19 protein-coding genes are annotated in these 16,957 nt (G+C 71.9%); 7 read left to right on the top strand and 12 right to left on the bottom strand.

Going from position 1 to position 16,957, the window contains the following annotated elements; translation table 11 throughout:
- The first annotated feature begins 156 nt into the window (after nucleotides 1-156).
- Nucleotides 157-1,185 carry an LLM class flavin-dependent oxidoreductase gene (locus AOM02_RS13440; RefSeq protein WP_169746640.1) on the top strand — a complete coding sequence of 343 codons (1,029 nt, stop codon included), beginning with the start codon at nucleotides 157-159 and terminating at the stop codon, nucleotides 1,183-1,185.
- 50 nt (nucleotides 1,186-1,235) lie between these two features.
- Nucleotides 1,236-1,592 (top strand): hypothetical protein, encoded by a 357-nt coding sequence (locus AOM02_RS13435; RefSeq protein WP_062300133.1) that lies wholly within the window; start codon nucleotides 1,236-1,238, stop codon nucleotides 1,590-1,592.
- Here the strand turns inward: AOM02_RS13435 and AOM02_RS13430 are convergent.
- The 3 genes from AOM02_RS13430 to purS all read right to left on the bottom strand — a co-directional run bounded on the left by AOM02_RS13430 (nucleotide 1,565) and on the right by purS (nucleotide 2,926).
- Entirely contained in the window at nucleotides 1,565-1,864 is a 300-nt protein-coding gene (locus AOM02_RS13430; protein WP_062300131.1) for an antibiotic biosynthesis monooxygenase family protein, read from the bottom strand. The genes AOM02_RS13435 and AOM02_RS13430 overlap by 28 nt on opposite strands.
- A 103-nt stretch (nucleotides 1,865-1,967) precedes the next feature.
- Entirely contained in the window at nucleotides 1,968-2,672 is a 705-nt protein-coding gene (gene purQ, locus AOM02_RS13425; RefSeq protein WP_062300129.1) for a phosphoribosylformylglycinamidine synthase subunit PurQ, read from the bottom strand.
- Nucleotides 2,669-2,926: a phosphoribosylformylglycinamidine synthase subunit PurS gene (gene purS / locus AOM02_RS13420; protein ID WP_062300126.1), complete on the bottom strand. Its 258-nt coding sequence runs from the start codon at nucleotides 2,924-2,926 to the stop codon at nucleotides 2,669-2,671. Before purS ends, purQ begins: the two co-directional genes overlap by 4 nt.
- A 64-nt stretch (nucleotides 2,927-2,990) precedes the next feature.
- On the opposite strand from purS, the gene AOM02_RS13415 reads away from it, so the two are divergent.
- On the top strand, nucleotides 2,991-3,698 hold the full coding sequence (locus AOM02_RS13415; RefSeq protein WP_062300124.1) for a trimeric intracellular cation channel family protein: 708 nt from the start codon (nucleotides 2,991-2,993) through the stop codon (nucleotides 3,696-3,698).
- A gap of 14 nt (nucleotides 3,699-3,712) precedes the next feature.
- Here AOM02_RS13415 and AOM02_RS13410 read toward each other — a convergent pair whose 3' ends face one another.
- Genes AOM02_RS13410 through purD form a run of 3 tightly spaced genes read right to left on the bottom strand, consistent with a single transcriptional unit; the run spans nucleotide 3,713 to nucleotide 6,404 of the window.
- Nucleotides 3,713-4,168 (bottom strand): hypothetical protein, encoded by a 456-nt coding sequence (locus AOM02_RS13410; protein WP_156156234.1) that lies wholly within the window; start codon nucleotides 4,166-4,168, stop codon nucleotides 3,713-3,715.
- Between the two features lie 44 nt (nucleotides 4,169-4,212).
- Entirely contained in the window at nucleotides 4,213-5,109 is an 897-nt protein-coding gene (locus AOM02_RS13405; RefSeq protein ID WP_062300119.1) for a phosphoribosylaminoimidazolesuccinocarboxamide synthase, read from the bottom strand.
- Complete coding sequence (gene purD, locus AOM02_RS13400) at nucleotides 5,109-6,404, bottom strand: phosphoribosylamine--glycine ligase (protein WP_062300117.1); 1,296 nt, start codon at nucleotides 6,402-6,404, stop codon at nucleotides 5,109-5,111. Before purD ends, AOM02_RS13405 begins: the two co-directional genes overlap by 1 nt.
- Nucleotides 6,405-6,712: 308 nt before the next feature.
- Here purD and AOM02_RS13395 point away from each other — a divergent pair, with 308 nt between their 5' ends.
- The 4 genes from AOM02_RS13395 to AOM02_RS13380 are packed head-to-tail and all read left to right on the top strand — an operon-like array spanning nucleotide 6,713 to nucleotide 10,764.
- Nucleotides 6,713-7,030, top strand: a complete 318-nt coding sequence (locus AOM02_RS13395; RefSeq protein WP_062300116.1) for an ArsR/SmtB family transcription factor — start codon at nucleotides 6,713-6,715, stop codon at nucleotides 7,028-7,030.
- A 43-nt stretch (nucleotides 7,031-7,073) separates the two neighbouring features.
- The gene (locus AOM02_RS13390; RefSeq protein ID WP_062300114.1) at nucleotides 7,074-7,709 is read left to right on the top strand and encodes a TetR/AcrR family transcriptional regulator; all 636 of its coding nucleotides are present in this window, start codon (nucleotides 7,074-7,076) and stop codon (nucleotides 7,707-7,709) included.
- Nucleotides 7,706-8,434, top strand: a complete 729-nt coding sequence (locus tag AOM02_RS13385; protein ID WP_062300112.1) for an ABC transporter ATP-binding protein — start codon at nucleotides 7,706-7,708, stop codon at nucleotides 8,432-8,434. The genes AOM02_RS13390 and AOM02_RS13385 overlap by 4 nt, the downstream gene beginning before the upstream one ends.
- A gap of 5 nt (nucleotides 8,435-8,439) precedes the next feature.
- Nucleotides 8,440-10,764 carry an ABC transporter permease gene (locus AOM02_RS13380; protein WP_082105107.1) on the top strand — a complete coding sequence of 775 codons (2,325 nt, stop codon included), beginning with the start codon at nucleotides 8,440-8,442 and terminating at the stop codon, nucleotides 10,762-10,764.
- A 79-nt stretch (nucleotides 10,765-10,843) separates the two neighbouring features.
- Here AOM02_RS13380 and AOM02_RS13375 read toward each other — a convergent pair whose 3' ends face one another.
- The 6 genes from AOM02_RS13375 to AOM02_RS13350 form a co-directional block, all read right to left on the bottom strand.
- Complete coding sequence (locus AOM02_RS13375; RefSeq protein WP_062300107.1) at nucleotides 10,844-11,344, bottom strand: hypothetical protein; 501 nt, start codon at nucleotides 11,342-11,344, stop codon at nucleotides 10,844-10,846.
- 217 nt (nucleotides 11,345-11,561) lie between these two features.
- Nucleotides 11,562-12,857, bottom strand: a complete 1,296-nt coding sequence (locus AOM02_RS13370; RefSeq protein ID WP_062300105.1) for an adenylosuccinate synthase — start codon at nucleotides 12,855-12,857, stop codon at nucleotides 11,562-11,564.
- 173 nt (nucleotides 12,858-13,030) lie between these two features.
- Entirely contained in the window at nucleotides 13,031-14,050 is a 1,020-nt protein-coding gene (gene fbaA, locus AOM02_RS13365) for a class II fructose-bisphosphate aldolase (protein WP_062300103.1), read from the bottom strand.
- 143 nt (nucleotides 14,051-14,193) lie between these two features.
- The gene (locus AOM02_RS13360) at nucleotides 14,194-14,826 is read right to left on the bottom strand and encodes a TrmH family RNA methyltransferase (protein WP_228373858.1); all 633 of its coding nucleotides are present in this window, start codon (nucleotides 14,824-14,826) and stop codon (nucleotides 14,194-14,196) included.
- Nucleotides 14,823-16,046 (bottom strand): ABC transporter permease, encoded by a 1,224-nt coding sequence (locus tag AOM02_RS13355; RefSeq protein ID WP_062300099.1) that lies wholly within the window; start codon nucleotides 16,044-16,046, stop codon nucleotides 14,823-14,825. Before AOM02_RS13355 ends, AOM02_RS13360 begins: the two co-directional genes overlap by 4 nt.
- Nucleotides 16,043-16,939 (bottom strand): ABC transporter ATP-binding protein, encoded by an 897-nt coding sequence (locus tag AOM02_RS13350; protein WP_062300097.1) that lies wholly within the window; start codon nucleotides 16,937-16,939, stop codon nucleotides 16,043-16,045. Before AOM02_RS13350 ends, AOM02_RS13355 begins: the two co-directional genes overlap by 4 nt.
- Nucleotides 16,940-16,957: the final 18 nt, after the last annotated feature.

Here is a 16,957-nt window from a genome sequence, read left to right as displayed (position 1 = left end):
GCCCCGCCCGAGGACATTCCGCACGGAGTTGGCCGCGACATGCCGCGGATCGCGCGGAAGAATGGGCAGGGAGGCGGCGTGTCGCCCCGGAATCCGTGCGCACCGTCGGGCGTTGCGGTGCACACGAAGATGACACGTCAACCAGAGGAGGCGCGCGTGCGCAAGGTCGGGTTCCTGAGCTTCGGGTGGTGGTCCGCCGCGCCGGGCTCCAAGGTGCGCACCGCCGGCGACGTCATGCAGGACACGATCCGGCTCGCCGAGGCCGCGGAGGACGCCGGCATGGACGGGGCCTGGATGCGGGTGCACCACTTCGAGCAGAACACGTCATCGCCCTTCCCGCTGCTGGCCGCGATGGGGGCACGGACGTCGCGGATCGCGCTCGGCACCGGGGTCATCAACATGCGCTACGAGAACCCGCTGTACATGGCCGAGGCGGCCGCGACCGCGGACCTCATCGCGGGCGGACGGCTCGAGCTCGGCGTGTCGCGCGGCAGCCCGGAGCCCGCCGACGACGGCCCCGCGGAGTTCGGCTACCCGCTCGGGTTCGGCGACAGCCCCTCCGCCGACGCCGCGCGCCGGATCGCGCGCTTCCGCGAGGCGATCTCGGGTGTCGGCATCGCGCCGGCGGGGCCGCGGGCACACGTCCGCGCGGGCGAGCTGCTGCCGATCCAGCCGCACTCCCCCGGGCTGTCGCGGCGCATCTGGTACGGCGCCGGCGGCATCGAGTCGGGCCGCCGCGCGGGCGAGCTGGGCATGCACCTCATGTCCTCGACCCTGGTGCTCGAGGCGACGGGCGAGCCGCTCGGCGTCGTGCAGGCACGGCAGATCGAGTCGTTCCGCGCCGCGTGGCGCGAGGCCGGCCACGACGGCGAGCCGCAGGCGTCGGTGTCCCGCAGCATCATGCCGATCGTCGACGACGCCACGCACACCTACTTCAACCCGTACCTCGAGCGCGACCGCCTCGGCGGCAACCGCGACCAGATCGGCGAGATCGACAACACCGTCTCGACCTTCGGGAAGACCTACGTGGGCGACCTCGACAAGCTCGAGCGCGAGCTGCGCGAGGACGATGCGGTGATGACCGCCGACACCCTGCTCGTGACGATCCCGAACCAGCTCGGGGCGGACTTCAACCGCGTGACCTTCGGTGCGCTCGCCGAGCTCCGGGACCGGCTCGCGCGCTGAGCGCGCATCCGACCCTTGAGCCAGGGACGATGCGCCGCTAGCGTCGGAGCATGATCGCAGCGATGGAGCGGCTCACCGGACCGCTCGCGGCCGCGTCGACCCTCGCCCTCGCGGGGGCGGGCGCGTGGTTCGCCGTCGACGCGTGGTCGTCGCTCGACCCGGCGTGGAGGCCCGTCGTGGTGGCCTGCCTCGTCGCCGGCCTCGCCGCATCGGTGCTCGCGCTCGTGGGGGCGGTGCGCGGCGCGTGGCCCCTGGTGGCACCGGCCGCGGTCGTGGCGATCGTCGTCCCCACCGGCTTCGCGTACGTCGGCAACGCGCTCACGCTCGCGCTCGCCATCGTCGCGGGCGTGCTGGCGGTCGCGACCCGGACGCGGAGGCGTCAGCCTGCGAGGTCGATGTCCCGGTAGTGCGGGACGGGCGGCAGCTCGACGTAGAACGGGTGCAGCAGCCTGCGCCACTCCTGGTAGTCCGCTGAGCCGCGGAAGCCGGTCTCATGGTCCTCGAGCGTCTCCCACCCGACCGTGAGCAGGTACGTCGACGGGTCCTCGATGCCGCGTTTGAGCGAGTGGGACAGGTAGCCGGGCTGGCGGGCGATGATCGGCGAGGCCTCCCGTAAGGCGGCCTCGTACGCGGCCTCGCGTCCGGGGTGGACGCGGAGGACGACGGACTCGGTGATCATGGGGCTCCTTGAACGTCGCTCAGCTCCCCGCACGAGTCGGGAACCTCGCGAAACCGTCGCTCAGCTCCCCGCAGGGGGGTACGGCTCGGCAGCGCGAGCGGGATCAGGCAGTCGCGAGCAGGTTCTTGATCGCCGAGGTGAAGAACGCGAGGCCGTCGGTGCCGGTGCGGCCCGACTCGCGCGAGTCGGGGCCGAAGCCGGCCTCGACCGCGTGCTCGGGGTGCGGCATGAGCCCCACCACGTTGCCGCGCTCGTTCGTGATGCCGGCGATGTCGCGGCGCGAGCCGTTGGGGTTCCAGCCGACGTAGCGGAACGCGACGCGGCCCTCGGCCTCGAGCATGTCGAGCGTGTAGTCGTCAGAGACGTACTGGCCGTCCTGGTTCTTGAGCGGGATGACGATCTCCTCGCCGTCCCGGTACTCCGACGTCCAGGAGGTCTCCGCGTTCTCGACGCGCAGCGTCTGGTCGCGGCAGATGAAGTGCAGGTGCTCGTTCTTGATCATCGAGCCCGGCAGCAGGTGCACCTCGGTGAGGACCTGGAAGCCGTTGCAGATGCCCAGCACGGGGAGGCCGCCGTTGGCGCCGTCGACGACCTTCTCCATGATCGGCGCGAAGCGCGCGATCGCGCCGGCGCGCAGGTAGTCGCCGTACGAGAAGCCGCCCGGCAGCACCACCGCGTCGACGTCCTTGAGGTCGCCGTCGTTGTGCCACAGCGGCACGGCCTCGGCGCCGGCGAGACGCACCGCTCGGGTGGCGTCGCGGTCGTCGAGCGTGCCGGGGAAGGTGACGACGCCGATGCGCGCGGTCACGCCGTCTCCTCGGCGACCGTCACCTCGACGACATCCTCGATGACGGGGTTGCTGAGGAGGGTCTCGGCCGCCTGGCGGACCTTGGCGAGGACCTCATCGGTCACCTCGCCGTCGACGGTGAGCTCGAAGCGCTTGCCCTGACGGACCTGCGCGACGCCGTCGAAGCCGAGGCGGGGAAGGGCTGCGCCGACCGCCTTGCCCTGCGGGTCGAGGATCTCGGGCTTGGGCATGACGTGGACGAGGATCGTGGCCATGGCGTGGATTCTACCGGCGCCCGGAGGCGCACGTACCCTTGAGGGTCGTCCGAACGGAGAACCCATGACCGACCTCGTCACCGCCGTCGCGCCCGACGCGATCCTCGAGCACGCGCTCGTGACGCTGCGCGTGGTCCTCGAGTACCTCGGCACGGTCGCCTTCGCGATCTCGGGCGCCGTCGCGGCGAGCCGCCGGCGCATGGATCTCGTGGGCGCGGTCGTGCTCGCGAGCCTGGTCGCGGTGGGCGGCGGCACGATGCGCGACCTCCTGCTCCGCCAGCCCGTCTTCTGGATCGAGAACCCCACGCTGGTGCTGGTCGCCGTCGCGACCGCGCTCGCGATCGCGCCCGCCGCGCGGCGGCGTGACCTGGGCGCGTTCGCCCGCCACCGCATCGTCGAGTACTCGGATGCGGCGGGCCTCGCGATCTTCGTCGTCATCGGCACCGGCATCGCGCTCGACGCGGGTGCGAGCCCGGTCGCCGCGATGATCGTCGGCGTCGCCAACGGCGTCGGCGGCGGCATCCTGCGCGACCTGTTCGCGGCGCAGGTGCCCGAGGTGTTCTGGAACGGCCAACTCTACGCGACCGCGGCGCTCGGCGGCGCCTTCACGCTGTGGGCGCTGTGGGCGCTCGGCCTGCCGCCCGAGGTGGTGTTCTGGGTGCCGCTGCTGGTGATCCTCGCGCTGCGCGCGCTGTCGCTCACGCGCGGGTGGGGCGTGCCGTCGGTAGCCGTGGTCCAGAAGCGCGAGCTGCAGACCGAGAGCCACGCATAGGCCTCAGCCGACGCTCAGCAGGCCCACCAGTACTCGAGCGGCTGGTCCGTGAGCCACGTCTCGAGGTCGCCGCTGTCGGACTCCCAGTGCGCGAATCCGCCCTCGTAGATCACCAGGGTGCCAGTGTCGTCGCCCGGTCCCGGCTCGACGACGCCCGGCAGGACGATGCGCATCGTCCCGCCGCCCAGGCCGCCTCCGGCGAGTGCCGCGACGTCCGGGAACTCGTCGAGGTTCGCGGGCTCGAACGGGTACCACGTCACGCCGCCGTGCGTGATGGGCTCGTTGCCGCACGCGGGGTAGCCCGCGACACCCTCGACGACCTCGATGACCGCGCCCGGCACGCCGAGGTCGAGTGTCTCGCCGTACTCGACGCCGTCGTCGGCGCCAGGCGAGGCGCAGCCGGCGAGCAGCGTGCCCAGCACCAGCGCGCCCATGACCGCGATCGCGGCCACCCGCGGAATGCGTCCCATATCGATAGGACGCATGCCGGCCGGGTTCCGTTGGGTCGGCGCGCTCAGTGCTTCGCGAGCCGGTCGAAGGCCTCGACGTAGCGGGCGCGCGTGCGCTCGACCACGTCGTCCGGCAGCGCGGGCGGCGGGACGTCGGACCTCTTGTCCCAGCCCGACTCGGGCGAGGTCAGCCAGTCGCGGACGAACTGCTTGTCGAAGCTCGGCTGGGCATGGCCCGGCTCCCACTCGTCGGCGGGCCAGAAGCGGCTCGAGTCCGGGGTGAGCACCTCGTCGCCGAGGATGATCGCGCCCGAGCCGTCGCGGCCGAACTCGAACTTCGTATCCGCCAGGATGATGCCCTTCGCGGCCGCGATCTCGTGCGCGCGCACGTAGAGCGCGAGGGTGAGGTCGCGCAGCGCCTCCGCGTCCTCGCGGCCGATCAGCGCGACGACGGCGTCGAAGTCGACGTTCTCGTCGTGCTCGCCCACCTCGGCCTTGGTGGCCGGCGTGAAGATCGGCTCCGGCAGGCGCGACCCGTCGACGAGGCCCGCGGGCAGCGGGATGCCGCAGACCGTGCCGGACTCGTTGTACTCGACCAGGCCGGAGCCGGTGAGGTAGCCGCGGGCCACGCACTCGACGGGGAACATGTCGAGGCGCTTGCAGACCATCGCACGGCCCTCGACCTCGTCCGGCACGGGCGCCTCGACGGTGTGGTTCGCGACGATGTCGAGCACCTGGTCGAACCACCACAGGCTCAGCCCCGTGAGGATGCCGCCCTTGCCGGGGATCTCGGTGGGGAGGACCCAGTCGTACGCGCTGATGCGGTCGGAGGCGACCACGAGGACCACGTCGCCGCGCGGGTGCGGCTCGATCGGCTCGTACAGGTCGCGCACCTTGCCCGAGTAGACGTGGCGCCAGCCCTTGAGCTCGAGGTGCTGCGGCGGCGTCGCGTGGCCGGGCATCAGGCGGCCCCGTCCGCGTCGGCGGCGGCCTTCGCCGCGATGTCGGTGCGGTGATGGCTTCCCGGGAGGACGATGCGGTCCACGCCCTGGTAGGCACGCTCGCGGGCCTCCGTGAGGGTCGCGCCGAGCGCCGTCACCGAGAGCACACGGCCGCCGTTGCTGAGCAGCGCGCCGCGGTGGTCGAGGCTCGTGCCCGCGTGCAGCACGTGCACGGTGTCGACCTGTTCCGCCTCGTCGATGCCGGTGATCGGGTCGCCCTTGCGCGGGGTGTCGGGGTAGTTCTGGGCCGCGACGACGACGGTGACCGCCGCATCGTCCCGCCACTCGAGCGGCGGGATCTCGCTCAGGCGTCCCTCCGCCGCGGCGAGCAGGACGGCCGCGAGCGGGGTCGCGAGGCGGGCGAGCACCACCTGGGTCTCGGGGTCGCCGAAGCGCGCGTTGAACTCGACGACGCGCACGCCCTTCGAGGTGAGCGCGAGGCCGCAGTAGAGGACGCCGATGAACGGCGTCTCGCGGCGGGCCATCTCGTCGACCGTGGGCTGCGCGACGGTGCGGACGACCTCGTCGACCAGGTCCGCGGGCGCCCACGGGAGCGGGGTGTAGGCACCCATGCCGCCGGTGTTGGGGCCGGCGTCGGCGTCGTAGGCGCGCTTGAAGTCCTGCGCCGGCTGCAGCGGCACGACGGTGGTCCCGTCGCACAGGCAGAAGAGGCTGACCTCGGGTCCATCGAGGAAGTCCTCGACCACCACGACGCCGCCCGCGTCGAGGATCGCCTCGCCGTGCGCGAGGGCCGCGGCGCGGTCGTCGGTGACGACGACGCCCTTGCCCGCCGCCAGGCCGTCATCCTTGACCACGTACGGCGCGCCGAAGGCGTCGAAGGCCTCCTCGAGCGCGGCGCTGGTGGTGCACACGCGCGGCTCGGCGGTCGGCACGTCGGCGGCGGCCATGACCTCCTTGGCGAAGGCCTTGGAGCCCTCGAGCATCGCGGCCTTGCCGCTGGGGCCGAAGACCGGGATGCCCGCCCCGCGCACGGCGTCCGCGACGCCGGCGACCAGGGGCGCCTCGGGGCCGACGACCACGAGGTCCGCCTTGACCGCGGCCGCGAGCGCGGCGACGGCGACCGGGTCCGTCGCCTCGACGCCGTGCAGCGTGACGGGGGTGCCCTCCACGGTGCTCAGCGTGGCGATCCCGGGGTTGCCCGGAGCCGCGTGGAGCTGGGAGACCGCGGGGTCGAGGGACAGGGCGCGGGCGAGGGCGTGCTCACGGGCGCCGGAGCCGACGAGAAGGATGATCACGCGTGCGAGTCTAGGCGGTGCGGGGTGGGCGCCGGGTGTCGAGCGCCGCCTGCCGCCTGCCGCGGCCATGGTCTCTCTCGCGTGTTTCACGTCAGCGCGAAACAGCGGCCTGCGCCGGGCCGCGCCGTGCGGGCGAGCCCCGCCGGGCCGGCTCCTGTTTCACGCAGGAGTGACATACGGGAACGGACACACCCTCGGGTGCGCGGTGCGCGCGCGAACGGTGGGCCGCGCCGGCTTTCGGGCACGGCGCAAGCGACGGTTCTCCCCAGGCCATGGCGGACGCCGCGCGCCGCGCCTAGCGTCGGCTCATGGACCTCGGCACGCCCGACGTGGACGCGACGCTCGCCGCGCTCGCCCACCCGGTGCGGCGGTCGATCCTCGAGTGGCTCGTGCCGGGCCCGGCGGCCGCGGGCGACCTCGCCGCATCGGCCTGCGCGGCCTTCGGGATCTCCCGCACCCGCGCCTCCCAGCACCTCGGCGTCCTCGCGCGCTCCGGGCTGGTCACGGTCTCCGTCGACGGCCCGTGGCGGTGGTACGCCCTGTCCGACGGATCCGCCGACGACCTCGACGCCTGGTTGCGCCGCCTGCGGCTCAGCGGATGCCGGCCGTCGCGAGGATCCGGCTGAGCTCCCCCTTGCGGGCTGACCAAGCGTTCAGTAGCGTGAACGTGTGGTCAGCACCGACGATCTCACCGCACGCGCCAAGATCCGCGACTGCGCGCTCGCGCTGTTCGGCGAGCGCGGACCGGACGCCGTCACGGTGCGCGACATCGCCGCCTGCGCGGGGGTCTCCCCCGCGCTCGTCCTCCACCACTACGGCAGCAAGGACGGCCTCCGCGAGGCTGTCGACGCACACGTGGCCGGGATCTTCGACGGCCTGTTCGACCAGACCGCGGAGGACTTCGACGCGATCGCCGCCGGCGGCGGGTCGGCCGCCGCGAGCTTCGCCGAGATCCTGCTGCACGGGCTGCCCGCCGGGTCCGCCATCCCCGCCTACCTGCGCCGCCTGCTGCTGAGCGGCGACCCCGTCGGGCACCGGCTGTTCCGCCAGTGGTTCGAGATGACCGTCGCGACGATGCGCGACCTCGAGCACGCCGGGGGTGTCAGGCCCAGCTCGGACCCCGACGTGCGCGCCGCCTTCCTCATGGTCAACGACCTCGCCATGGTGCTCCTCCGGGAGCACCTCGCCGACGTCCTCGGAGTCGACCCGCTCGCGCCCGAGGGGATGGCCCGCTGGGCCGCCGGCGCGATCGACGCCTACAGCACGGGCATCTTCGCCCCCGCCTCACGAGAGGACCGATCATGACCGCCACCGCCGTCGAGACCGACCGCAGCGTGCGCCTCACCGGCGTCACCAAGACCTTCGGCGAGGGGGACGCCGCCGTCCATGCGCTCAAGGGCATCGACCTCGAGATCGCCTCGGGCGAGCTCGTCGTGGTGCTCGGACCCTCCGGGTCGGGCAAGACCACCATGTGCAACATCATCGGCGGCATCGAGTCGGCGACCGGCGGCTCCGTCGCGATCGCGGGCGAGGACATCTCGGACCGGAAGCCCTCGCAGCTCGCCGGCTTCCGGCGCGAGCACGTGGGGTTCATCTTCCAGTTCTTCAACCTCATCCCGACGCTGACGGCGCGCGAGAACGTCGAGATCATCCTCTCCCTCACGGGCAAGGCGGACGGCAGCCGGGTCGAGGACCTGTTGGACGCGGTGGGCCTCGCCGACCGCGCGGACAACTTCCCCGCCACGCTGAGCGGCGGCCAGCAGCAGCGCGTCGCCGTCGCCAGGGCGCTCGCGACGGACCCCGACATCCTGCTCGCCGACGAGCCCACGGGCGCGCTCGATCTCCCGACCGGGCGTCAGATCCTGGGGCTGCTGCAACGCCTGAACCGTGAGGGCAGGACGGTGGTGATCGTCACGCACAACTCGTCGGTCGCGCGCATCGCGCACCGCGTCGTCACGGTGGTGGACGGCGCGATCGAGTCGGCCGAGGTCAACCCGGCGCCCGCGGACGCCGCCGACGTCACCTGGTGATCGCGATGCGCGTCACCACCCGCAAGTCGCTCCGGGACCTCCGGCGATCCCGCGCCCAGGTCATCGCGGTCGCGGTCACGATCCTGCTCGGCGTGATGATCTTCGTGGCCACCGCCGGCGCGTTCGAGAACCTCACCGCCTCGTACCACCACACGTACGAGCGGCTCGCGCTGCCCACGTACATCGCGACGGGCGGCGACGCGGACGAGGTCGCGAGCGCGGCGGACGATGCGGGCGCCGCCACCACGGGGACGCGCGCCCAGTACGACCCGCCGATGCTCATCGAGGACACCAAGCTGCTCGGCCGGGTGGTCGGGATGCCCACCGGCGACCAGCCCGAGCTCGGCGCGATCGACGTGACCGAGGGCTCCTACCTGAGCGCGGGAGCCACCAACGAGGCGGTGGTCGAGACGCACGCCGCCTCGACCTTCGGCCTCTCCCCCGGCGACACGCTGCAGGTCTATGCGGCCGACGGCTGGCACGAGGTCACCGTCGTCGGCATCGCGGTCTCCGCGGAGTACATCTGGCCCGCGCGGAGCCGCCAGGACGCGGTGAGCGACCCGCACTCGTTCGCGGTGGTGTACCTCCCGGAGGACACGGTGACCGGCTGGTACGGCCCCGACAACCAGGCCCTCGTCGCCATGCCCGACCGGCTGACCGCATCGTCCGACAACGAGGTCACCCGGGCGATGGACCAGGCGGGCGCGACCGCGATCCAGTCGTGGGAGGACATGCCGTCGCAGGCGACGCTCAACGAGGACCTCGACGGCTTCGACGAGATGTCCAAGGCCTTCCCGGCGCTGTTCCTCACCGCGGCGGGCGTCGCCTCGTACGTGATGCTCTCGCGGCGGATCCTCATGGAGCGGCCGATCATCGCGACGCTCATGGCGGGCGGCGCCCGGCGCGGCCGCGTGCTGCGGATGTATCTGCTGCAAGGGCTGATGATCGGCACGCTGGGCGGCGTGGTCGGCGTGATCCTCGGCGCGCTCGCCAACGGCGCGGTCACGTCGGCCTACACGTCGGGCCTGGGCATCCCGGACACGATCGTCGAGAACTACCCCTGGATGATCGCGAGCGGCGTCATCTTCGGCGTGCTCGTGGGCCTGATCGGCGCGTTCTTCCCCGCGCTCGCCGCGGCGCGCACCGACCCCGCCGCCGCGATGCACGCCGCGGCACCGCTGCGACCGCCGGGCCCGTGGAGCCGGCTCGTCGCCCGCCTGCGGTGGCTGCCCGTGCCCGCACGCATGGCGCTCCGCGACGTCGGTCGCAGCCCGCGCCGCACGATCGCGACGATGCTCGGCGCGGTGCTGTCGATGGTGCTCGTTCTGGCGTCGGTCGGGATGATGACGACGATGGTCCACGCGCTCGAGACGCAGTACGACGTGATCGACAACCAGGACGCGTCCGTCGCGGTGTCAGGCGGCACCGACGCGGCGACGCTCGAGGCGGTCGACGGCGTCGAGACCGTGGAGGCGACCGTCGCCGGCCAGGTCACCGCACGCGCCGACGGCACCGGGTACGCCACGGTGCTGCGCGGCTTCCACCGCGACACCGCGATGCACACGTTCCTGCTCGAGGACGGCTCCACGACCACGCTGCCCTCCTCGGGGGTGCTCGCCGGCTCCGGGCTGGCCGACGTGCTCGGCGTGGACGTCGGCGACGAGCTCACGATCTCGACCGATGCGGGCGACACGAAGGTGACGCTCCAGGGCTTCCTCGCCGAGCCGATGGGCACGTACCTCTATGCGGCGGAGGACGTCGCGCGGGGAATGCTGCCCGACAGCCAGGTCGCGACCTACGACGTCATCTTCGCGGACGGGGCCGACCGCGACACGATGCGCGAGGACATCACCGCGCTCGACGGCGTGGTCGCGTACGAGGACTCGAAGGCGCTGCTCACGACCGTGCAGCAGTACCTGGGCCTGTTCTGGGCGTTCATCGGGGTGATGATCGCGCTCGGCGGGGTGCTCGCGCTGGCGGTGATGTACGTGACGCTCGCCGTGAACGTGGTCGAGCGCACCGGCGAGCTCGCGACGCTGCGGGCCGCCGGCGTACCCGTGCGGAAGGTGGCGGGCACGATCAGCACCGAGAACGTGGTCTCGACCGCGCTGGGGCTGCCGTTCGGCCTGGTGCTCGGCACGATCGCGGCGGCGGGCTTCCTGTCGACGTTCTCGAGCGACCTGTTCACGTTCGACCTGTGGTGGTCGTGGTGGGTGCCGTGGCTCGCGGCGGCCGGGGTGCTGGTCGCCTCCGCGCTGTCACGGATCCCCGCGGCGCGCGCCGTGCGGCGGGTGGATGTCGCGCGCGTGGTGCGCGAGCGGGCAGTGTGACGCTGGCGGGTCGGCGCCGGGCATGGTTGAGGGCCGCGCCCAGGGGAATGGACGCGGCCCTCGTCGGGGGATCAGGCGGTCAACCGGCCACGACGTCGACGTGCACGGCGTAGTACGCGGCCTTGTCGACCAGGATGTCGAAGTGCAGCGGATCGGCCGGATCGCTCGGATCCTCCTTGTACATGAAGTGCCCCGGCGAGGGGTTCTCCTTGGGGATCGCTTCGTAGCTCTCGTAAGCCTCGATCTTCACGGCGTCACCGTCGGCGAACGCCGCGCCCTCGTAGAGCCTGATGTGGATGAGCACCTTGTCACCCGCCGGGAAGAACCCGACGACACCGGCCTTGTGCTTCTTGCCGGCCAACAGGGGCACGGTCTTCCCCACGCCGCCGTACTGGGTGAATGTCGCCCAGTTGCCCCGGTCGACGAACCGCTCGCCGGCGGCCCAGGCTGTGTTGTCGCCAGCCTTATAGACCATGCATGTGCACGGATCATGGATGGTCGTGTCGGTCGCGGACGCGGCCGTGGCGGGGATCCCGATCGCCAAAAGGGCGGCGAAAAGGGTCGCGAGAATCTTCCTCATTGAAGTACCCCCAGAACTTTCGCGAGGCCCCCCTCTGAAGCCCGCGGGGACCTTGGTCCCATTTCGGACGGTATATCCGATTTGTCACGCGCGCAATACGAGGAGGTTAACGATCCACGGCAGGGGGCACGCGTGGCGCCGATGTCCACACATGTACATGACCTGCACGCACGTTTCGTGCACGCGCCGACGGGCGCGCTCCGCGCCCGCGCCGGCCTCAGCCGCGCTCGTGGAGCAGGTCGTTGATCTGGATGATCTCGTCGCGGCCCGGGCCCACGCCGATCGTGGAGATCCGGCAGCCGGACAGCTCCTCGACCGCCTTGACGTAGTCCTGCGCGTTCTGCGGCAGGTCCGCGAAGTCGCGGCAGCCCGAGATGTCCTCGTCCCAGCCGGGGAAGGTCTCGTAGACCGGCTCGGCCGCGGCGAAGGCCGCCTGGTCGAGCGGCAGGTCCTGGTAGCGCACGCCGTCCACGTCATAGCTCACGCACACGGGGATCTCGTCGATGCCCGTGAGGACGTCGAGCTTGGTGAGCACGATGTCGGTGAGGCCGTTGATCCGCGAGGCGTAGCGGGTGATGACCGAGTCGTACCAGCCGCAGCGGCGCGGACGGCCCGTCGTCGTGCCGAACTCGTGGCCGACGTCGCGCAGGCGGTCGCCCCACTTGTCGAGCAGCTCGGTGGGCATCGGACCCTCGCCCACGCGCGTGGTGTACGCCTTCGCGATGCCGATGACCGAGTCGATGCGGGTGGGGCCCACGCCGGATCCGGTGCACGCGCCGCCGGCGGTCGCGGACGACGAGGTGACGAACGGGTAGGTGCCGTGGTCGACGTCGAGCATGGTCGCCTGGCCACCCTCGAACAGGACGGTCTCGCCGGCCTCGAGCGCGTTGTTGAGCACGAGCGACGTGTCGGTGACGTGCGGCGCGAGGCGGTCGCGGTACGCGAGCAGCTCGTCGGTGACCTCGTCGACGGTGATCGCGCGGCGGTTGTAGACCTTGACGAGCAGGTGGTTCTTCGCGACGAGAGCGCCCTCGATCTTGTCGCGCAGCACCGTCTCGTCGAACAGGTCGCCCACGCGGATGCCGAGGCGGTTGATCTTGTCGGCGTACGCCGGCCCGATGCCGCGGCCCGTGGTACCGATCTTGCGCTTGCCGAGGAAGCGCTCGGTGACGTTGTCGAGCGTGCGCGCGTACGGCGCGATGATGTGCGCCGCGTTCGACACGAGCAGGTCGGAGGTGTCGACCCCGCGCTCGTTCAGCGCGTCGAGCTCCTGGAACAGCACGCGCAGGTCGACGACGACGCCGTTGCCGATCACGGGCGTGCAGCCCGGGGTGAGGATGCCGGACGGCAGCAGGTGCAGCGCGAACTTCTGGTCGCCGATGACGACCGTGTGGCCCGCGTTGTTGCCGCCGTTGAACTTCACGACGTAGTCGACGCGCGAGCCGAGGAGGTCCGTCGCCTTCCCCTTGCCCTCGTCGCCCCACTGGGCTCCGACGATCACTGCTCCGGGCATCGTGCCCTCCCCTTCGCCCGGCATCCGGCCGGGACTTGAAATCTTGTGAGGCGCGAACGCCCCTCACAGGCTATCGGCCGATGGGCGCCGCGCCTGCAGCGCGCATCGTCCCCGCACGTGCGAAGGCCTCCGCAGTCAAGCGACCGCGGAGGCCTTCCTCACGATCGGGTGACTCAGATCTTCTTGCCGGCGGAGCCGAGCTGCTGGCAGGCCTCGACGACGCGGGCGGCCATGCCGGCCTCGGCGAGCTTGCCCCAGGCGCGCGGGTCGTAGGCCTTCTTGTTGCCCCACTCGCCGTCGACCTTGAGGACGCCGTCGTAGTTCTTCATCATGTGGTCGACGACCGGACGCGTGTACGCGTACTGGGTGTCGGTGTCGATGTTCATCTTGATGACACCGTGCGAGACGGCCGTGGCGATCTCCTCGGCGGTCGAGCCGGAGCCACCGTGGAAGACGAGGTCGAACGGCTTCTCCTTGCCGAACTTCTCGGCCGCGGCGGACTGGATGTCGCCCAGGATCTCAGGACGGAGCTTGACGGCGCCCGGCTTGTACGCGCCGTGCACGTTGCCGAAGGTCATGGCCGTCATGTAGCGGCCCTTCTCGCCGAGGCCGAGGCGCTCGATGGTGGCGATGCCGTCCTCGGGGGTCGAGTAGAGCTTGTCGTTGACCTCGGCCGAGTGGCCGTCCTCCTCGCCGCCGACGACGCCGATCTCGATCTCGAGGATCGTGTCGGCGGCCTGCGACAGCTCGAGGAGCTCCTCGGCGATCGAGAGGTTCTCGTCCATCGGCACGGACGAGCCGTCCCACATGTGCGAGTTGAAGATCGGGCCGTTGCCGGAGGCGATCGACTCGGCCTCGAGCTTCAGCAGCGGCTTGAGCCACTCCTCGAGGTAGACCTTGTGGCAGTGGTCCGTGTGGAGCGCGATGGTGACGCCGTACTTCTCGGCGACGACGCGGGCGTAGGCCGCGAGCGCGAGCGAGCCGACGACCGCGTCCTTGATGGTCGAGCCGGAGGCGTACTGGCCACCGCCCACCGAGACCTGGATGATGCCGTCGGACTCGGCCTCCGCGAAGCCCTGGATGGCGGCGGTGACGGACGACGACGAGGTGATGTTGATCGCGGGGAACGCGTAGCCGCCGGCCTTGGCGGCGTCCAGCATCGCGGCGTACGACTCGGTGGTGGCGATAGCCATGGGTTACTCCTGAGCTTGTGCGGATGGAACCGCCGTCCATTCTGTCAGAAATCGCAGGCACCCGTGCGGCTAAGGTCCCGGGGCCCTCGCGGCGTCCCTGCAGGTAGGGACGATGCGCGGGGAGCCGCCCCCGGCCGCGGCGCTCAGGCGTGCCCGGCGGCGATGTCCCCGTGCCGGCCCACCCACGCGTGCATGGCGATCGCGGCGGCCGCGCCGGCGTTGATGGACCGGGTCGAGCCGTACTGCGCGATGGCGAGCGTGGCCTCGGCGACCTCGCGCACGGCGTCGGACAGGCCCACCGACTCCTGCCCGAAGACCAGCACGCACGCACGCGGCAGCGGGTAGGTCTCGAGCGGCACGGAGCCGGGCAGGTTGTCGATGCCGATGACCGGCAGACCCTCCGCGACGGCCCACGCGGCGAGGTCCTCGACGGTCGGGTGGTGGCGGATGTGCTGGTACCGGTCGGTCACCATGGCGCCGCGGCGGTTCCAGCGGCGGTTGCCGACGATGTGCACCTCGCGCGCGAGGAACGCGTTCGCGGTCCGCACCACGGAGCCGATGTTGAGGTCGTGCTGCCAGTTCTCGATGGCGACGTGGAACGGGTGGCGGCGCGCGTCGAGGTCCGCGACGATCGCGTCGTGCCGCCAGTAGCGGTAGCGGTCGACCACGTTGCGGCGGTCGCCGTGCTCGAGCAGCTCGGGATCGAGGCGCGGGTCATCGGGCCACTCGCCCTCCCAGGGGCCGAGCCCGTGCTGCGGCGGCTCGTCGGTGCTCACGCCCGACCGCCCGCGGCCCACGCGCCACCGAGCCTGGTCCGCGTGGACGTGTTGAGGACCGAGCCCGAGTACAGGCGGGCGCCGACCCCGATGAGCAGGACGGCCGTCGCCGAGACGATCACCATGGCGACCCACGGCTCCCACGCGGCGGCGTCTCCGGTCGCGACCCGAGCGGGCATCATCAACGGCGCGGTGAGCGGGAAGTACGAGAGCGCGACGCGCGCCGGCCCCTCGTCGCGGATGAGGATCGCGCTGAAGAACGGCGTCATCACCGCGAGCTGCATGTACAAGGTGGTCGACTGCAGCTCCTCGATGCGCGATGCGAGCGAGCCCGCGACGGCCCACAGGCAGGCGAGCATGAGGAAGCCGAGGACGAAGAACGCGAGGAACCACCCGCTCACGCCCAGCACCTGCGCCACGATGTCGCCCTCGCCGATCGCCTGCGCACCCACCAGGCCGGCCCCGACGATGAGCACCACCTGACCGAGCGCCATCGCCGCGTTGCCGAGCACCTTCCCCGCGAGCAGCCAGCGCACCGGTACCGCGGCGACGAGGATCTCGACCACCCGCGAGGTCTTCTCCTCGACGACGGACTGCGCGATCGACGCGCCGAACGTCAGCACCGTGAAGTAGAAGAGGAATCCGAAGATCACGATGACGAGCTCAGGGGGCACCGGCAACGACGGCTTGGGATCGAGCAGGTCGATGCGGGGCTGCGGCGGTGACGTGAGCGCCGCGAGCTGATCGGCGGAGAGCCCCGCCTCGACGGCCACGTCCTGCGCAGTCACGGCGGACGATGCGGCGGCGATCAGCTCCTCGAGGTCGCCGGGCACGTTCTCCTGCGCCGTGATGACGACGGTCCCGTCCGGGTCGCTCGACAGCACCGCGTCGGCTCCACGCAGGAACGCCTCGTCGACCGGGTCGCCGCCGGCTCCGGCGGTGGGGTCCTCGAGGCCGATCACGGTGATGTCGGCGGCGGGCAGCCCAGGGACCTCGGCGCCGCCGAGCTCGACCGCGACCTCCGCCACGGCGCCGGCGTGGCCCGTGGCGGCCACCGTGTATTCGGGGGTGTCCCCCTCGAGCATCACCGGCACCACGACGGCGAGCACGATGATCGCGATGAACACCGCGGTCGACGCGAGGAAGCCCTTGTCGCGCAGCTTGACGGAGATCTCACGGCCGGCGACCAGCCGGACCAGCGCCGTGCGCGGCGTGCTCATCGGACCACCTCCGCGAACAGCTCGGCGAGCGAGGGGACGGTGCGCGCGAAGTGCTCCACGGGGCCGGCGGCCTGCGCGGCGGCGAGGAGCGCCTGGGGGTCGGCGGACTCGTCGAGATCGACGAGGGTGCCCTCCGGCCCGGACCCGACGACGGTCATGCCCGCAAGCGCGGGCATCCACGCGTCGGTCCCGCCGACGTCCACCCGGTAGCGCCGGCCGGCGCGCTGCTCGCGCAGGGCGCGCGCGTCGCCGGCCGCGACGACGCGCCCGTGGTGGATGACCACCAGGTCGTCGCACAGCCGCTCGACGAGGTCGAGCTGGTGGCTGGAGAACAGCACGGGGACACCCGCCGCGGCTCGATCCCGCAGCCGCTCCGCCATGGCGTCCATCGCGATCGGGTCGAGGCCCGAGAACGGTTCGTCGAGGATCAGCAGGTCCGGCTCGTGGATGAGGGCGGCCGCCACCTGGACGCGCTGCTGGTTGCCCAGCGACAGCGTGTGGAGCAGGTCGTCGCGTCGCTCGGCGAGGTCGAGCCCCTCGAGCAGCGATGCGGCGCGCGCCTGCGCGTCGTCCTTCGTGACGCCGAGCACACGCGCCAGGTAGACGAGCTGCTCGGCCACCTTCATCTTCGGGTAGAGCCCACGCTCCTCCGGCATGTAGCCGATCCGGCGGCGCACCTCGAGGGTCATGGACGCACCACCGAACGTGACCGTGCCGGCGTCGGGGCGCAGCACGCCGACGATCGCGCGCATCGTGGTGGTCTTCCCGGCGCCGTTGGCGCCGACGAACCCGGTCAGCCGTCCGGGCCGCACCTCGAAGGAGACGTCGTCGAGCGCGCGCCTCTGTCCGAAGTCATGGGTCAAGCCCTGCACGGCGAGCGTCGCATCGGTCACCCGGGCGACGCTACCAAC

It is taken from the genome of Demequina maris (genome assembly GCF_000971155.1).
Classification (GTDB): domain Bacteria; phylum Actinomycetota; class Actinomycetes; order Actinomycetales; family Demequinaceae; genus Demequina; species Demequina maris.
This window is presented reverse-complemented; position numbering and strand designations above follow the sequence as displayed.

Coding starts and splice junctions, on each gene's coding strand:
- AOM02_RS13435 (WP_062300133.1), top strand. CDS start 1,236: ATGATCGCAGCGATGGAGCGGCTCACCGGACCGCTCGCGGCCGCGTCG.
- AOM02_RS13430 (WP_062300131.1), bottom strand. CDS start 1,864: ATGATCACCGAGTCCGTCGTCCTCCGCGTCCACCCCGGACGCGAGGCC.
- purS (WP_062300126.1), bottom strand. CDS start 2,926: ATGGCCACGATCCTCGTCCACGTCATGCCCAAGCCCGAGATCCTCGAC.
- AOM02_RS13415 (WP_062300124.1), top strand. CDS start 2,991: ATGACCGACCTCGTCACCGCCGTCGCGCCCGACGCGATCCTCGAGCAC.
- AOM02_RS13410 (WP_156156234.1), bottom strand. CDS start 4,168: ATGGGACGCATTCCGCGGGTGGCCGCGATCGCGGTCATGGGCGCGCTG.
- AOM02_RS13405 (WP_062300119.1), bottom strand. CDS start 5,109: ATGCCCGGCCACGCGACGCCGCCGCAGCACCTCGAGCTCAAGGGCTGG.
- AOM02_RS13395 (WP_062300116.1), top strand. CDS start 6,713: ATGGACCTCGGCACGCCCGACGTGGACGCGACGCTCGCCGCGCTCGCC.
- AOM02_RS13385 (WP_062300112.1), top strand. CDS start 7,706: ATGACCGCCACCGCCGTCGAGACCGACCGCAGCGTGCGCCTCACCGGC.
- AOM02_RS13380 (WP_082105107.1), top strand. CDS start 8,440: ATGCGCGTCACCACCCGCAAGTCGCTCCGGGACCTCCGGCGATCCCGC.
- AOM02_RS13375 (WP_062300107.1), bottom strand. CDS start 11,344: ATGAGGAAGATTCTCGCGACCCTTTTCGCCGCCCTTTTGGCGATCGGG.
- AOM02_RS13370 (WP_062300105.1), bottom strand. CDS start 12,857: ATGCCCGGAGCAGTGATCGTCGGAGCCCAGTGGGGCGACGAGGGCAAG.
- fbaA (WP_062300103.1), bottom strand. CDS start 14,050: ATGGCTATCGCCACCACCGAGTCGTACGCCGCGATGCTGGACGCCGCC.
- AOM02_RS13355 (WP_062300099.1), bottom strand. CDS start 16,046: ATGAGCACGCCGCGCACGGCGCTGGTCCGGCTGGTCGCCGGCCGTGAG.